We start from the raw sequence: 15,786 nt of genomic DNA on the forward strand, positions 1-15,786 counted from the left end.
TCCGACGAAGACGAGGAACGTGATGGCAGAAGACTCTCAGCTGGTCGGCTACCTCAAGCGGATGACCGTCGACCTGCACGACGCCCGCGCGAGGCTGCGCGAGGCCGACGACGCCGCCCACGAGCCGATCGCCATCGTCGGGATGGCGTGCCGCTACCCCGGCGGGGCCGACTCACCGGAGGCGCTGTGGCGCCTGGTCGAGGAGGGCGTGGACGCGGTCGGTCCCTTCCCCGGCAATCGCGGCTGGGACCTGGAGGCCCTGTACGACCCGGACCCCGACGCCCCGCTGACCAGCTACACCACCGAGGGCGGGTTCCTCTACGACGCGGCCGACTTCGACGCCGGCCTGTTCGGCATGTCGCCCCGCGAGGCCCTCGCCACCGACCCGCAGCAGCGCCTGCTGCTGGAGTGCGCGTGGGAGGCGTTCGAGCGGGCCGGCATCGCGCCCACCTCGCTGCGCGGCACCGCGACGGGCGTCTTCGCCGGGTGCATGTACTTCGACTACGGCGGCCGGCTCGGCCACGCGCCGGGCGAGTTCGAGGGCTACCTGGGCACCGGCAGCGCGGGCAGCGTGGCCTGCGGCCGGGTCGCCTACACCTTCGGCCTGGAGGGCCCGGCGGTGACCGTCGACACGGCGTGCTCGTCGTCGCTGGTGGCGCTGCACCTGGCGGCGCAGTCGCTGCGGCGCGGCGAGTGCACGATGGCGCTCGCGGGCGGCGTGACCGTGATGGCGACGCCCGGCTCCTTCCAGGAGTTCTCCCGGCAGCGCGGCCTGGCCCCCGACGGCCGGTGCAAGTCCTACTCGGCGGCGGCGGACGGCACGGGCTGGGCCGAGGGCGCCGGCTGGCTCCTGGTCGAGCGGCTGTCGGACGCGCGGCGGCTCGGTCACCGGGTGCTGGCCGTCATGCGCGGCTCGGCGGTGAACCAGGACGGCGCGAGCAACGGCATCACCGCCCCCAACGGCCCCGCGCAGGAGCGGGTGATCCGCTCGGCGCTGGCGGACGCGCGGCTGACCACCGCCGACGTGGACGTGGTCGAGGGCCACGGCACGGGCACGACGCTGGGCGACCCGATCGAGGCGCAGGCGCTGCTGGCCACGTACGGGCGCGACCGGCCGGCGGACCGCTCGCTGCTGCTCGGCTCGATCAAGTCCAATATCGGGCACGCCCAGGCCGCGGCCGGCGTCGCGGGCGTGATCAAGATGGTGATGGCGATGCGGCACGGCACGGTGCCGCGCACGCTGCACGCCGAGGAGCGCTCCCCGCACGTGGACTGGGACTCCGGCGCGGTCCGCCTCGTGCGGGAGCCCGCGCCGTGGCCGGACGGCGACCGGCCGCGCCGCGCCGCGGTCTCCTCGTTCGGCATCGGCGGCACCAACGCCCACGTGGTCCTGGAGCAGGCCGCCGACGAGCCCGCCGGCGACGCCGTACCCGCCGCGCCGGGGCTCGTGCCCTGGGTCGTCTCGGCCGGTACGGGCGCGGCGCTGCCGGCGCAGGCCGCCCGGCTCGCCGCGAGCGTGCCGGAAGGCGCCGACCCGGCCGGCGTCGGGTCCGCGCTGGTGCGCACGCGGGCGCTGCTGGACCACCGCGCGGTCCTGCTCGGCCGCGACCGGGCCGGCCTGATGGAGGCGCTCGGCGCGCTGGCGCGGGGCGAGGAGCATCCCGCGCTCGTCCGCGGGGCGGCGCGGCCGGCGGGCAAGGTCGGGTTCGTCTTCCCCGGCGGCGGCAGCCACCGCGCCGGCATGGGCCGGGAGCTGTCCGCGCGCTTCCCGGTCTTCGCCGCGGCCTTCGAGACGGTCTGCGCCGCCCTGGACGAGCGGCTGGACGGGGAGGCGCCGCTGCGCGCGGCGATCGACGGCGCGGACGACCGGCTCGGCCGCTTCGACTGGGCGCAGTACGCGACGTTCGCGTTCGAGGTCGCGCTGTACCGGCTGCTGGAGACCCTCCTCCCACGTCCCGGCGTCCTGGTCGGCCATTCTCTCGGCGAGGTCACCGCGGCGCACGTCGCCGGGGTGCTGTCCCTGGAGGACGCCTGCACGCTGGTGGTGCACCGGAGCCGGCTGATGCAGGCGCTGCCCGCCGGGGCGATGACCGCCGTGCAGGCGGCCGAGCCCGAGGTGACCGCGCTGCTGGCCGGCCGGGAGGCCGAGGTGGCCGTCGCCGCCGTCAACGGCGCGAACGCGCTCGTGCTGTCCGGCACGGAGGAGGCCGTCGGGGCGGTCGCCGCGACGCTCGCCGGGCGCGGCCGCAAGACCACGCGCCTGCGGGTCGACCGGCCCTCGCACTCGCCGCTGATGGACCCGATGCTGGAGGAGTTCGGGCGGATCACCGCCGGCCTCACCTACCGCGAACCCGACATCCCGATCATCTCGACGGTCACCGGCGAACCGGCCGGGCCCGGCGAGATGAGCACCGGCGCCTACTGGGTCCGCAACGTCCGCGCGACGGTCCGGTTCGCGGACGCGGTCGGTCGGGCGGCCGGGCAGGGCGCGACCGCGTTCGTCGAGGTCGGCCCCGACACCACGCTCACCCCGATGGTCGGCGACTGCTTCGAGGAGGAGGCCCCGGTCGTGGTGGCCACCGCGCACCGCGACCGTACCGAGCCCGAGGCGCTCGTGACCGGCCTGGCCCAGGCCTTCGTCCAGGGCGTCGCGGTCGAGTGGACCGCCCTGGCGCCCGGCTCCGGCACCCGGTTCGAGCCGCCCACGTACGCCTTCCGGCGCCGCCGCTACTGGCTCGACGCGCCGCCCCTCCTCGCCGGCGTCGCCGACGCGGGCCTGGAGCCGGCCGGCCATCCGCTGCTCGGCGCGGCGACGCGGCTCGCCGACGGCGGCGGCTGGGTGTTCAGCGGCCGGATCGGCCTGGGAGACGAGCCGTGGCTGGCCGACCACGCCGTGCTCGGCACCGTGATCCTTCCCGGCGCGGCCGTCGCCGAGCTCGCCGTGGGCGTCGGCGACCAGGTCGGCTGCGCCCATCTGGCCGAGCTGGTCCTCACCACGCCGCTCGTGCTGCCCGAACACGGCGCGGCCACCGTGCAGGTACGCGTCGGCGAGCCCGGCGAGGACGGGCGCCGCTCGTTCGAGGTCTTCTCCCGTACCGGGGACGCGTGGACCGCCCACGCGAGCGGCGAGCTCGCCCCGGCCGCGCCGGCCGCCCCGCCGCGCCTCGGCGCCTGGCCGCCGGAGGGCGCCACGCCGGTCGACGTCGGCCTCGCGTACGCGTCGATGGCGGAGGCGGGCCAGCACTACGGCCCGGCCTTCCGCGGCCTGCGGTCGGCCTGGCGGCGGGAGGAGGAGATCTTCGCCGAGGTGACCCTGGACGGGGAGCCGGGCACGTACGGCATCCACCCCGCACTCCTGGACGCGGCGCTGCACGCCGCCGCGGGCGGCCGCCGGGACCTCACCGGGCCGCGGCTGCCGTTCGCCTGGCAGGGGCTCACCCTGCACGCCTCCGGCGCCACCGAGCTGCGCGTAAGGATCACGCTCACCGGGACCGACACCCTCGCGGTCGCCTGCTTCGACCCGGATGGCGCGCCGGTCCTGTCGGTGGGGTCCCTGGTCGTCCGGCCGGTCGCCGCGGCGGCGCTGCGCCGTACGGCCGCCTCCCCGGACCTCCTGCTCGGCCTCGGCTGGCACCCCGTCGAGGCCGAGGCGCGGGAGACCGGAGCCTGGGGCGTCATCGGGGACCCGGCCGGTCTGGAACACGCCGTCGCCGTCGCCAATGTCGCCGACCTGCCGGAGGAGGTGCCCCCCGTCCTGCTCGTCCGCGCCCGCGGCGGCGACAGCGCGGACGCCGCGCGCCGCGCCGCGCACGAGATGCTGCGGGTCCTGCAGGACCTGCTGGCCACCGAGCGGGCCGCGGACGCCCGCCTGGTCGTGCTGACCCGCGACGCGGTCGCCACCGAGCCCGGCCAGGCCCCCGACCCGGCCGCCGCGGCCGTCTGGGGCCTGGTCCGCAGCGCCGAGTCCGAGAACCCGGGCCGGTTCCTGCTCGCCGACCTCGACACCGACGACGTCCCGTCCGGCGCGCTGCGCACCGCCCTGGCGAGCGGCGAGCCGCAGGTCGCGATCCGCGCCGGCCGGCTTCTCGCGCCCCGCCTGCGCCGGCCCGCGACGCTGACGCCCCCGCCGGGCAGCGGCCGCGCCTGGCGGGTCGACACGACCCGCAAGGGCACCCTGGACGACATCGCGATGGTCGCCGTGCCCGAGGCGGCGGCCGAACCCGGCCCCGGCCACATACGCGTCGCCGTACGCGCCGCGGGGGTGAACTTCCGCGACGTGCTCATCGGCCTGGGCATGTACCCGGGCGAGGACCTGATCGGCACCGAGGGCGCCGGCGTGGTCGAGGCGGTCGGCGAGGGCGTCATCGGCCTCGCCCCCGGGGACCGCGTCCTGGCGATGTTCTCCGGCGGCATGGGGCCGGTGACGGTCACCGACGCCCGCTACGCCGCCCGCTTCCCGGACGGCTGGACCTACGAGCAGGCCGCGGGCGTGCCCGTGGTGTTCGTGACCGCCTACCTCGGCCTGGTCGAGCTCGCCGAAGTACGGCCCGGCGAGACGGTCCTGGTGCACGCCGGGGCGGGCGGCGTCGGGATGGCCGCGATCCAGCTCCTGAGGCATCTCGGCGCCGAGGTGTACGCGACGGCGAGCCCGGCAAAGTGGGACACGCTGCGCGCGATGGGCCTGGACGAGGACCACATCGCCTCCTCGCGCACGCTCGACTTCGCGGGAAGGTTCGGCGGCCGCCGCTTCGACGTCGTGCTGAACTCCCTGGCCGGGGAGTTCGTGGACGCCTCTCTGGGGGTGCTCGGTGAGGGCGGCCGGTTCCTGGAGATGGGCAAGACCGACATCCGCGACGCCGAGCAGGTGGCGCGCGACCACCCGGGGGTGACGTACACCGCGTACGAGGTCCTGACGAGCGGCCCCGAGCGGATCGGGCAGCTCCTGTCCGAGGTGATGGAGCTGTTCGCGTCCGGCGCGCTGACCGTGCTGCCCACGGCCGCCTGGCCGGTCGCCGAGGTCGTCGACGCGCTGCGGCACGTACGCGAGGCGCGGCACGTCGGCAAGGTCGTCGTGACGCTGCCGCCCCCGCTCGGCGGCGAGGGAACCGCCCTGATCACCGGCGGCACCGGCGTCCTCGGCCGTCTCGTCGCCCGGCACCTGGTCACCGAGCACGGCGTCCGGCGCCTCGTGCTGGCCGGCCGGAGCGGGCCGCACGCGCCGGAGGCGGAGAAGATCGCCGCGGAGCTGGCCGAACTCGGCGCGGACGCCCGGCTGGTCGCCTGCGACGTCGCCGACCGCGACCAGGTCGCCGCGCTGCTCGAAAGCGTCCCCGGGCCGCTGTCCGTGGTCGTCCACGCGGCGGGCGTCCTCGACGACGGCGTCCTTTCCGCCATGACGCCCGAGCGGCTCGACGCGGTGCTCCGGCCGAAGGCCGACGCCGCCTGGCACCTGCACGAGCTGACCGCCGACCGGCCGCCGGCGGCGTTCTGGCTGTTCTCCTCGGCCGCCGGCACGCTCGGCAACGCCGGCCAGGCCAACTACGCCGCCGCCAACGCCTACCTCGACGCGCTCGCCGCCCGCCGGCGCGCCGCCGGGCTGCCCGCGACCTCGCTGGCCTGGGGCCTGTGGGAGCCCGCCAGCGGGATGACCGGCGACCTCGGCGACGCCGACCGGGCCCGGATGGCGCGCGGCGGGTTCGGCGCGCTGCCGGCCGAGGGCGGCCTGGCGCTGCTGGACGCGGCCTGGGCCCGCCAGGACACCTGGGCGATGGCCGTACGGCTCGACACCGGCGCGCTGCGCTCGGCGCCGGTTCCTCCGCTGCTCGGCGAGCTGGCGGGCGGCCCGGTACGCCGCCGGGCCGCCGCGGGCACGGCGGGCGGCGGCGCGGACGTGGCGGGCCTGGCCGCCCGGCTCGCCGGGCTCGGCGCGGCGCAGGCGCAGGACCTGCTGACCGAGACGGTCCGCGAGCAGGCCGCCGCGGTGCTCGGGCACGCCGACGCCTCCGCGATCGAGCCGAAGCGGGCGTTCAAGGAGGTCGGCTTCGACTCACTCACCGCCGTGGAGCTGCGCAACCGGCTGTCCGCGGCCACCGGCCTGCGGCTGGCCTCGACGGTGGTGTTCGACCATCCGAACCCGGCGGCGCTCGCCGCCACGCTGCGGGCCGGGCTCGTCCCCGACGCCGCTCCCGAGCCGGCCGCCGAGGACGAGGAGACACGGGTACGCCGGGCGATCGCGGCCATCCCCGAACAGCGGCTGCGCGAGGCCGGGGTCTGGGACGTGCTCCTGGAGCTGTCCGGGGTCACGCCCGCCGACCGGGCCGACGATGCCGATCTCGACTCCGATCTCGACGACGTGGACGCCGACCGCCTGATCGAGCTGGCGCTGGGGGAGTGACGGAGTGAGCCAGAGCACCGAGGACAAGCTGCGGGACTACCTCCGCAAGGCCACCGTCGACCTGCACGAGACACGGCGGCGGCTGAAGGACGCCGAACGCCGCGAGCCCGTCGCGATCGTCGGCATCGGCTGCCGGTACCCCGGCGGCGTACGGTCCGCCGAGGACCTGTGGGAGCTGGTCTCCTCCGGCGCCGACGCGGTGGGCGCCTTCCCCGCCGACCGCGGCTGGGACCTGGAGGGCCTGTACGACCCGGACCCGGAGGCGCCCGGAACGTCCTACACCCGCCACGGCGCGTTCCTCTACGACGCGGCCGACTTCGACGCGGCGTTCTTCGAGATCTCCCCGCGCGAGGCCCTGGCGATGGACCCGCAGCAGCGGCTGCTGCTGGAGGTGGCGTGGGAGACGTTCGAGGACGCCGGCCTCGTGCCCGCCGCGCTGCGCGGCAGCCGTACCGGGGTGTTCACCGGCGTCGGCGCCGGGGAGTACAGCGCGCTGCTCGCGGACGCGCCGGCCGAGCTGGAGGGGCAGCGGCTGACCGGCAACGTCGCGAGCGTCGCCTCGGGCCGGATCGCCTACACGTTCGGACTGGAGGGCCCTGCCGTCTCGGTCGACACGGCCTGCTCGTCCTCGCTGGTGGCGCTGCACCTGGCCGCGCAGTCGCTGCGGCGCGGTGAGTGCTCGCTGGCCCTGGCCGGCGGCGTGGCGATGATGGCCACCCCGACGGGGTTCGTGGAGTTCTCGCGGCAGCGCGGCCTGTCCCCGGACGGGCGGTGCCGGTCCTTCGCCGCGGCGGCGGACGGCACGGGCTGGGGTGAGGGCGCCGGGCTGCTGCTGCTCGAACGCCTGTCCGACGCGCGCCGCCACGGGCACCGCGTGCTGGCGCTGGTGCGCGGCAGCGCGATCAACCAGGACGGGGCGAGCAACGGCCTGACCGCGCCGCGCGGCGCGGCGCAGGAGCAGGTGATCCGCTCCGCGCTGGCCGACGCGGGCGTCGCCTCCCCCGAAGTGGACGTCGTGGAGGCGCACGGCACGGGAACCACGCTGGGCGACCCGATCGAGGCGGGCGCGCTGCTCGCCACGTACGGGGCGCACCGGCCCGCGGACCGCCCGCTGCTGCTCGGCTCGATCAAGTCCAACATCGGCCACACGGCGGCGGCGGCCGGCGTCGCGGGCGTGATCAAGATGGTGACGGCACTGCGGCACGGCTCGATGCCGCGCACGCTGCACGTGGACGAGCCGACGCCGCACGTCGACTGGTCGGCCGGCGCCGTACGCCTGCTGACCGAGCCGTCGCCGTGGCCCCGGGGCGACCGGCCGCGCCGCGCGGGCGTGTCCGCGTTCGGCGTGAGCGGCACGAACGCGCACGTCATCCTCGAGGAGGCGGCGCAGGAGCCGGGCGCGGACGCCCCGCGTACCGGGCCGCCGGTGTGGGCGGTGTCGGGGCGGTCGGCCGGGGCGTTGCGCGCCCAGGCCGCGCGGCTGGCGGCCTCCGCCGGCTCACCCGACCCGCTGGACGTGGGCTTCTCCCTCGCGACGGCGCGCGCGGAGCTGTCCTCACGCGCGGTCGTCGTCGGCGCCGGGCGGGCGGAACTGCTGGCCGGCCTGGCCGCCGTGGCCGAGGGCCGTACCGCCGATCACGTGGTGACCGGGACCGCGGGCGCGGTGGGCCGGACGGTGTTCGTGTTCCCGGGGCAGGGGTCGCAGTGGGCCGGGATGGCGACGGAGCTGCTGGCGGCCTCTCCGGTGTTCCGCGAGCGGCTGGAGGCGTGCGCGGCGGCCCTGGACCCGGTGACGGGCTGGTCGCTGCTGGACGTGCTGGGCTCGGCCGAGGGCGCGCCGCCGCTGGAACGCGTGGACGTGGTCCAGCCGGTGCTGTTCGCGGTGATGGTCGCGCTGGCGGCGCTGTGGGAGTCCGCCGGGGTCGTCCCGGACGCGGTCGCCGGGCATTCGCAGGGCGAGATCGCGGCGGCGTGCGTGGCGGGCGTGCTGACGCTGGAGGACGCCGCGCGGGTGGTGGCCGTACGCTCCCGCGCGCTGCGCGCGCTGTCCGGCACGGGCGCGATGGCCTCGATCGGGCTGCGCGTGGAGGAGCTGACCAAGCGGCTGGAGAGCCGGCCGCGCGTGTCGGTGGCGGCGGTGAACGGCCCGTCGAGCGTGGTGGTCTCCGGCGATCCGGACGCGGTGGCGGCTCTGGTCGCCTCGTGCGCGGCCGAGGCGATCCACGCCCGCGTCGTCCCGGTCGACTACGCCTCCCACTGCGACCGCGTCTCGCCGCTGCGCGACCGGTTGCTCGCCGAACTGGGCGAGGTCGCGGCCTCGGACGGGCCGACCGCCTTCTACTCCACCGTGACGGGCGGCCTCCTGCCCGGCCGCGAGCTGAGCACGGACTACTGGTACCGCAACCTGCGCGAACCCGTCCGCTTCGAGGACACCACGCGGGCCCTGCTGGCCGACGGGTACGGCGCGTTCGTCGAGTGCAGCCCGCACCCCGTGCTCACCTACGGCGTCGAGGAGACCGCCGTGGACGCGGGCCGCCCGGCCGTCGTGGTGGGCACACTGCGGCGTGAGTCGGGCGGGCCGCTCCGGTGGCACACGTCGCTGGCGGAGGCGTGGGTCGCGGGCGTGCCGGTCCGCTGGTCCTCGCTGTATGCGGGTGCGCGGCGGGTGACGCTGCCGACGTACGCGTTCCAGCGCCGCCGGTTCTGGCCGTCTCCGTCCCCGTCGCCTCGTCCGGCCGATGCCGGTGAGCCGTTGTGGGAGGCGGTCGCGGCGGGTGACGCCGCGGCGCTGACCGCCGAGCTCGGGGTGGACGCGGAGGGCGCCGCCGCGCTGCGCACGGTGCTGCCCGCCTTCGCGGAGTGGCGCCGCCGGCGTGCCGATCGCGGCCGTCTCGGGGGCCTGCGGTACCGCGAGGCCTGGCGGCCGCTGGGCGATCCCGCACCGGGTCCGTTCCCGCCGGGGGCCCGGTGGCTGGTGCTGTCGACCGGTGCCGATGAGGAGGCGGCCGGGCTGTGCGCCGCCGCCGTGCCGCCGGGTGCCGCGACCGTCGTCCCGTTCTCCTCCCGTCCGCGACTGGCCGAACTCCTGCGTCCGGGAGGGTGGCACGGCGTCGTCGTGGTCGCCGCAGCGCCGGGCGAGGACCCGCCGGCGCGCGCCATCGCGACCGCGAACCTGGTGATCGCGGTGGCGCAGGCGATGGCGGACGCGGAGTCGGACGCTCGCCTGTGGCTGGTCACGAGGGGTGCCGTACGGGCGGAGGAGACCGACGCTCTCGATGCTCCGGAGCAGGCTCCGGCGTGGGGGGCCGGGCGGGCGCTCGCGGTCGAGCAGCCGCAGCGGTGGGGCGGCTCGGTCGACCTGCCGCCGGAGCCGGCCGACCGTACGCGACGAGGACTCGCCGCCGTGTTCTCGGGCGCGGTCCCCGAGGGCGAGACCGCGCTCCGCCCGACGGGCCTGCTCGCCCGCCGCCTGATCCCCGCGCCGCCCCCGGAGGGCCCGGCCATCGGCCGGAACGCACCGACGGTCTCGGCGGGAGTGGACGAGGTGGGTCGGGTGGTGGCTTCGGCGGCACCGGGCCGGCCGGTTCCGCCTCCTTCCGATGCGGCGCCGGAGCCCGGTTCGCCGGTGGACGGTGCCGGGGCCGCGCTGTCTCCGTCCTCGCCCGCCGCCGATCGCACGCCGGCGGTGCCGGGGTCCGCCTCGCGATCGGATGGCACGGCTCTTCCCGGCACGGCTCTTCCCGGCACGGGCTCGGGGTCCTACGACGGCACGGCGACGGTGGCCAGGTCGGCCTCGCGATCGGATGGCGTCGCTCTTCCGGCGCTCCCCGTCTCGGGTTCGCGGCCCCACGACCGTACGCCGGCTTCGCCCGTCTCGCCCGGTTCGGGGGCGTGGGAGGGCACGGTGCTGGTCACGGGGGGTACCGGCGGACGGGGGGCCGAGGTGGCGCGGTGGCTCACCCGGTCCGGGGTGCGGCGGCTGCTCCTGCTGAGCCGTGGCGGGCCGGACGCGCCCGGCGCGGATGAGCTTCGCGCCGAGCTGGCCGGGCCGGGCCGTGACGTCGCCGTCGTCTCCTGCGACGTCGCCGACCGTGCGGCGCTCGCGGCCGTACTCGCCGAGATCCCGGGCGAGCATCCGCTGACCGCGGTGGTCCACGCCGCCGATCTCCTCGACGAGGCGCCCCTCGGTTCCTGGGACGCCGGCCGGGTGGAGCGGACGCTGGCCGCGAAGACGGCGGCCTGGCATCTGCACGAGCTGACCCGTGACCTGGACCTGCGCGCGTTCGTGCTGTTCTCCTCGGTGGCCGGTGCGCTCGGCGGTGTCGGTCAGGCCGGGTACGCGGCGGCGAACACGTTCGCGGACGCGCTCGCCGCCCACCGCCGCGCTCGCGGGCTTCCCGCCACCGCCGTCGCCTGGGGTCTGTGGGGCGACGGGCCACCCGAACCGGGTGGCGGGTATGACCGGCTCGCCCGGCTCGGACTGTCGGCGGTCCGCGTCGACGACGCGCTCGCCGCGTTCGAGCAGGCGGTACGGGCGGAGGAGCCCTACGTCGTGGTCGCGGGCCTGGACTGGCGGCGTCTCGTACCGGGCCTGCGGGCGGCAGGGACGCCCGAGGCGGCGTTGCGTCCGTTCGCCGAGGTCGCGCCGGAGAGCCCCGCGCCGGCCGATGCCGGTGAGCCGGGCGCGTTCGCCGCCGGGCTCGCGGGCGCCGGTCCCGGGGAGGCCGGGCGTGCGCTGCTCGCGCTGGTCCGTACGCAGGTGGCGGCGGTGCTCGGGCACGGTGACGCCGGCTCGGTGGATCCCGGCCGGCCGGTGATCGAGCTCGGGATGACCTCGCTGACCGCCGTCGAGCTGCGCAACCGCCTCGGCGCGGCGACCGGCCTGCGGCTGTCACCGTCCGCGGTGTTCGACCATCCGACGCCGGCGGCGCTCGCCGAACACCTGCGTGCGGAGCTGGCGTTGCCCGCCGGCCCGGGTGCCGGCGCGGCCGGCGGGCTGCTCGGGGCGATGTTCGAGCGGGCGCGTGAGACCGGCGCCGTACCGGAGTTCCTCGACGTGCTCGCACGCGCGGCCCGGTTCCGGCCGGTCTTCGGCGAGCCGGGCCGGGCCTCCGGCTCGCCGACGCCGCTCACCGCGGCCGGCGCGGGCGTCGCACTGGTCTGCCTGCCGGCCGTGCTGGTGACGTCGGGGCCGCAGCAGTACGCGCGGCTGGCCGGCGGGTATCCGGGGGCGGTGTGGGCGCTGGGCTGGTCCGGGTTCGAGGCCGGTGAGCCGTTGCCGGCCGACGTCGAGGCCGCGGTGGCCGCCGCGGCCGGGCAGGTCGGCCGCTGCGTGGACCTCACGGCGGGCGAGCCGTACGCGCTGGCCGGGTACTCCTCCGGAGGCGTGCTCGCCCAGGCCGTCGCGCACCGGCTCGAGGCGGCCGGCACGCCGCCGCGGGGCGTCGTGCTCATCGACAGCGACCCGCTCCGGCCCGGCTGGGCCGAGAAGGCGGGCGGCGCCCTGTTCGACGCGCTGGCCGAGCGCGCTCCCGCACCGCCGGGCGACGCCCGGTTGACCGCGATGGCGCACTACCTGGACCTGCTCACCGGCTGGACACCGCCGACGCCGTCCGCGCCGGTCCTCGCCCTCCGGGCCGCGAACCCGCTCACCGGCGACGGCGCGCCCGCCCGCGGCCACGAGACACGGGAGGTACCGGGGGACCACTTCGCGATCATCGAGGAACGAGCCGAGACGACCGTGCGGGAGATCGTCGCCTGGCTCGACGCGAACACCGGGTAGAGACGGGGAAGGGAACCGCCGGTTCGCGGCCCAGCGCCGGGCGGGCCGCGCCTCGGCGATCTGCTGGGAGTGCCTCGATGGCCGGCCCCACCGGCTCCCGGGCGGGCGGTTCGCGTACCGCGCCGGCGCGGATCGGTGTCCGATGGTGACGGTAGGTTCGTCGGGTCGGATGCGGAGGAGGTCGGCGATGCGGCCGTACGGCACGGCGGGTGAGCCTTCGCGGCTCGTACCGGCCTCGGGTGGTGTGCTCGAGGCGTGGGGACGGGCGGTGACGCCGCTGTCCTATGACCCCGAGCGCGACCCGTACCGCGTCTACCTCGACCGGCTCGACAGCGCCTCCTCACGCCGTACGATGCGCGGCTGCCTGGACCGCATCGCCCAGATCGTCGCGATGGACGAGAGCGTGACGGGCGCGGGGCGCCCGTGGTGGATGCTGCGGTACGAGCACACGACGCGGATCCGCGCCGAGCTGCGCGAGCGTACCGGCGACAGCGGGACACCGGCGTACTCCCCGGCCTCGATCAACAAGCATCTCGTCGCCCTGCGGCAGGTCCTGCGCGAGTGCTGGCGGCTGGGGCTGATGAGCGCCGAGGACTACCAGCGGGCCGCCGACCTGAAGTCGGTGGAGGGCTCCCGGCTCCCGCGCGGCCACCACCTGCCGGGTCAGGCGCTGAGCGCGGCGCTGGCGGTCTGTGACGAGGACCCGACTCCGGCCGGGCGGCGCGACGCCGCGCTGCTCGGTGTGCTGTTCAGCACCGGAGCGCGCCGCGCGGAGATCGCGGGCCTGGCGCTGACCGACTACGACCCGTCCGAGCGTTCCCTGCGGGTCCGCGGCAAGCGCGACAAGGAGCGCCTGGTCTATGTGACGGTGGAGGCGGCGGCTCGCCTGGACGCCTGGATCGCGGTACGCGGCCGTGCGCCGGGCGCGCTGTTCCCGCCGGTCAGCAGGGGCGGGCGCTGCCGTACGCGCGACGGGCGGCTCGCCCATCCGACCGGTCAGGCGATCGCCGGCATCGTCGCCCGCCGCCTGGCGCAGGCGGGCGCGGACCCGCACACCCCGCACGACTTCCGCCGTACGTTCATCGGCGAGCTCCTGGACGCGGGCGTCGACCTGGCCACCGCCCAGCAGCTCGCCGGCCACGCCTCCCCGGCGACCACGGCCCGCTACGACCGCCGGCCCCAGCGCCGCCGCCGCGAGGCCGTCGACCGCCTTCACCTGCCCTGAGCGGCGTCACGCCGGGTGTCGGCTTTTCCGGCGTGTTCCTCATCTGTATCTAGAGCGCGGCCCGCATCCGGTCGTCCGTGCACGTTTCGCGGCGCGCGGCGCCTTCCTCTGAGGAACGTCTCATGTCTTCGCCCTCGTACCTGGCCGTCCTGCGCACGCCGCACGCCGGCCGGCTGTTCGGCGCGGCCCTGCTGGGCCGGCTGTCCTACGGGATAGCCCCTCTCTCGCTCGTCCTGGCGCTGACCGCCGCGACGGGGTCGTATGCGGCGGCGGGCGGTGTGATGGCGCTGTTCGCGCTGACCGTCTCGGTGTTCGCTCCGGTACGGGCGGGGTTGATCGACCGGTACGGGCCGGCGCGTGCCCTGCCGCCGATGGCCGTCGCGTACGCGCTGGTGCTGGGGTGTGCGGCCGCCGCGACCTGGCGTCCCGGCGCCCCCGGGCCACTGCCCGGCGGGTCGTCCGGTCGCCGCCCGGACGACCCGCCTTCTCCCGGGGCGGTCAGCGGTTGAGGATCGGCACGAGGCGCTCCTCCTCGCGGTCCAGGTGTGCGGTGAGTGCGGCGATGACGCGGTCCACCTCCGCGAGGAGCGCGGCGGAGTCCGTACGGGGGGCCGAGAGGAGTTCGCCGAGCGAGGTGAGGAGCGCGGCCAGGGCCCGGTGCTCCTCGCGCAGGCCGGCGAGGACGGGGGCGAGTTCGGGGTCGTGTTCCTCCAGGTGGGGGAACAGGTGGCCGTCCTCGCTCGCGTGGTGGTGGCCGAGGCCCGCGCACAGGCTGAGGCAGCTGACGCGCAGTTGCGCGCCCACGCCCGGCCCGGAGCGGGCCACCTCGGCGTGGATGAGGGCCAGTTCGCGGCGGAAGGCGTCGTGGATCTGCTTGAGGGAGTCCCCGAGCGGGCCGTCCGGCTGGGGGACGCCGAGCGGGTTCAGCGCGACGACGGGGATGGTGCGGCCGGCCGTGGCCTGGTAGGCGGCCCAGCCGGGGTCGGCCTCGGCGGCGCGGGCGAACAGGTGGTCGCGTTCCTCGCCGGTCAGGGCCTCGGCGTCGGCGTCATAGGTGAAGGTCCCGTCCTCCACGGTGACGCGCGGGTGGGCGAGGAGGTTGTGGTACCAGGCCGGGTGGGCCGGGGCGCCGCCCGCGGAGGCGAGGACGAGCCGCCGCGCGCCGTCGGGCAGGTAGGCGAGCGGTGTCGTGCGGCGGGCGCCGGTCCGGGCGCCGGTGGTGGTGAGCAGGAGGAGCCGTCCTCCGGCGAAGGGGCCGCCGACACGGCCGTGGTTGGCGCGGAACTCCTCGATGACCTGCTGGTTGAAATCCACTGCTGTGCTCCAGGCGTGACTGATCGCCGCGGCGGGGACGCCGCGGTGCGGATGGGGTGTTGCGGGGCAGCACCGCACGCCGGGCCTGAGCCTGGAACGTGATCAGGAGAACGGGCGGTGCCGGGGCACCGCCGGGCGCGGGGACGACGCGCGGGCGCGCTCAGGTCAGGCGTCGCCTGTGAAGTGAGAAGTCACGACATCATCCCCTGCGGTTTCACGGTGCCGCCCACCCGCCGCCGTCCTCCTGGTCGGCGTCACACGACACGCCGATCATTACAGTCCCGCGGCCGCGCGGCCGTCAACCCGAAGCGCGCGGTCCGAGGAACAGGCCGCCGCTCGCGTCGATGACCTGGCCGGTGATCCAGCGTGCCGCGTCGGTGGCGAGGAACACGACCACGTCGGCGACGTCGCCGGGCCCGCCGAGACGGTCGAGCGCCGTCGATCCGGTGATGAGTTCGGTCAGGCCCGGTGTGTCGAAGACCGGCCCGTTGGTCGCCGTGCGGGTGGCTCCGGGGGCGACCGCGTTCACCGTGATGCCCCGTACTCCGAGCTCGTTTGCCAGGGTCATGCTCATCGTCTCGACCGCGCCCTTGGTCATGGCGAAGGAGGTCTGGGCGGGGTTGGCCATCCGGGTCGCGGCGGAGGAGATCGTGATGACGCGGCCGCCGTCGCGCAGCAGTGGCAGGGCCCGCTGGATGATGAAGTACGGCGCTCGTACGTTCACCGCGAACAGGTGGTCGAACTCGGTCCGCGTCGTGACGCCGATCGGGCCCGCGGGCGGGGCCGCCGCGTTGTTGACGAGGATGTCGAGCGGCCGCCCGGCCAGGCCGGCCTCGACTCCGGCGAAGAGCGCCGAGACGTCGTCGTCCACGCCCAGCTCGGCCTGGACGGCGAACGCGGTCCCGCCCGTACGCGCGATCTCCGCGGCCGTCGCGGCCGCGCCGTCCTCGTCGGTGTGAAAGTGCACGGCGACCTCGGCTCCCTTCGCCGCCAGCCGGGTCGCGACCGCCTGCCCGATGCCGCGTGACGCTCCGGTCACCAGAGCCGTTCTGCCGGTCAGATCACCCATGT

General features: G+C 76.7%; 6 protein-coding genes. 4 read left to right on the plus strand and 2 right to left on the minus strand.

Translation table 11 applies throughout. The features are described from left to right. Positions 1-22 precede the first annotated feature (22 nt). The 4 genes from QWU11_RS26980 to QWU11_RS26995 all read left to right on the plus strand — a co-directional run bounded on the left by QWU11_RS26980 (position 23) and on the right by QWU11_RS26995 (position 13,910). On the plus strand, positions 23-6,394 hold the full coding sequence (locus QWU11_RS26980) for a type I polyketide synthase (protein WP_290117220.1): 6,372 nt from the start codon (positions 23-25) through the stop codon (positions 6,392-6,394). A 4-nt stretch (positions 6,395-6,398) separates the two neighbouring features. After that, positions 6,399-12,176: a type I polyketide synthase gene (locus tag QWU11_RS26985; protein WP_290117221.1), complete on the plus strand. Its 5,778-nt coding sequence runs from the start codon at positions 6,399-6,401 to the stop codon at positions 12,174-12,176. Between the two features lie 187 nt (positions 12,177-12,363). Then, positions 12,364-13,401, plus strand: a complete 1,038-nt coding sequence (locus QWU11_RS26990) for a tyrosine-type recombinase/integrase (RefSeq protein ID WP_290117222.1) — start codon at positions 12,364-12,366, stop codon at positions 13,399-13,401. A gap of 122 nt (positions 13,402-13,523) precedes the next feature. After that, positions 13,524-13,910 (plus strand): hypothetical protein, encoded by a 387-nt coding sequence (locus tag QWU11_RS26995; protein WP_290117223.1) that lies wholly within the window; start codon positions 13,524-13,526, stop codon positions 13,908-13,910. On the opposite strand, the gene QWU11_RS27000 is transcribed toward QWU11_RS26995, so the two are convergent. Both QWU11_RS27000 and QWU11_RS27005 read right to left on the minus strand, forming a co-directional pair. Then, positions 13,900-14,715 carry a nitroreductase/quinone reductase family protein gene (locus QWU11_RS27000; RefSeq protein ID WP_290117224.1) on the minus strand — a complete coding sequence of 272 codons (816 nt, stop codon included), beginning with the start codon at positions 14,713-14,715 and terminating at the stop codon, positions 13,900-13,902. The two genes, QWU11_RS26995 and QWU11_RS27000, sit on opposite strands and share 11 nt — an antisense overlap. A gap of 298 nt (positions 14,716-15,013) precedes the next feature. Continuing rightward, the gene (locus QWU11_RS27005) at positions 15,014-15,784 is read right to left on the minus strand and encodes an SDR family oxidoreductase (RefSeq protein ID WP_290117225.1); all 771 of its coding nucleotides are present in this window, start codon (positions 15,782-15,784) and stop codon (positions 15,014-15,016) included. Between the last annotated feature and the right edge of the window lie 2 nt (positions 15,785-15,786).

This window comes from Actinomadura sp. DC4, assembly GCF_030406325.1.
Classification (GTDB): Bacteria; Actinomycetota; Actinomycetes; order Streptosporangiales; family Streptosporangiaceae; genus Actinoallomurus.

Excerpts from the sequence above, each read along its gene's own strand:
- QWU11_RS26980 (WP_290117220.1), top strand. The coding sequence starts at position 23 with ATGGCAGAAGACTCTCAGCTGGTCGGCTACCTCAAGCGGATGACCGTC.
- QWU11_RS26990 (WP_290117222.1), top strand. The coding sequence starts at position 12,364 with ATGCGGCCGTACGGCACGGCGGGTGAGCCTTCGCGGCTCGTACCGGCC.
- QWU11_RS26995 (WP_290117223.1), top strand. The coding sequence starts at position 13,524 with ATGTCTTCGCCCTCGTACCTGGCCGTCCTGCGCACGCCGCACGCCGGC.
- QWU11_RS27005 (WP_290117225.1), bottom strand. The coding sequence starts at position 15,784 with ATGGGTGATCTGACCGGCAGAACGGCTCTGGTGACCGGAGCGTCACGC.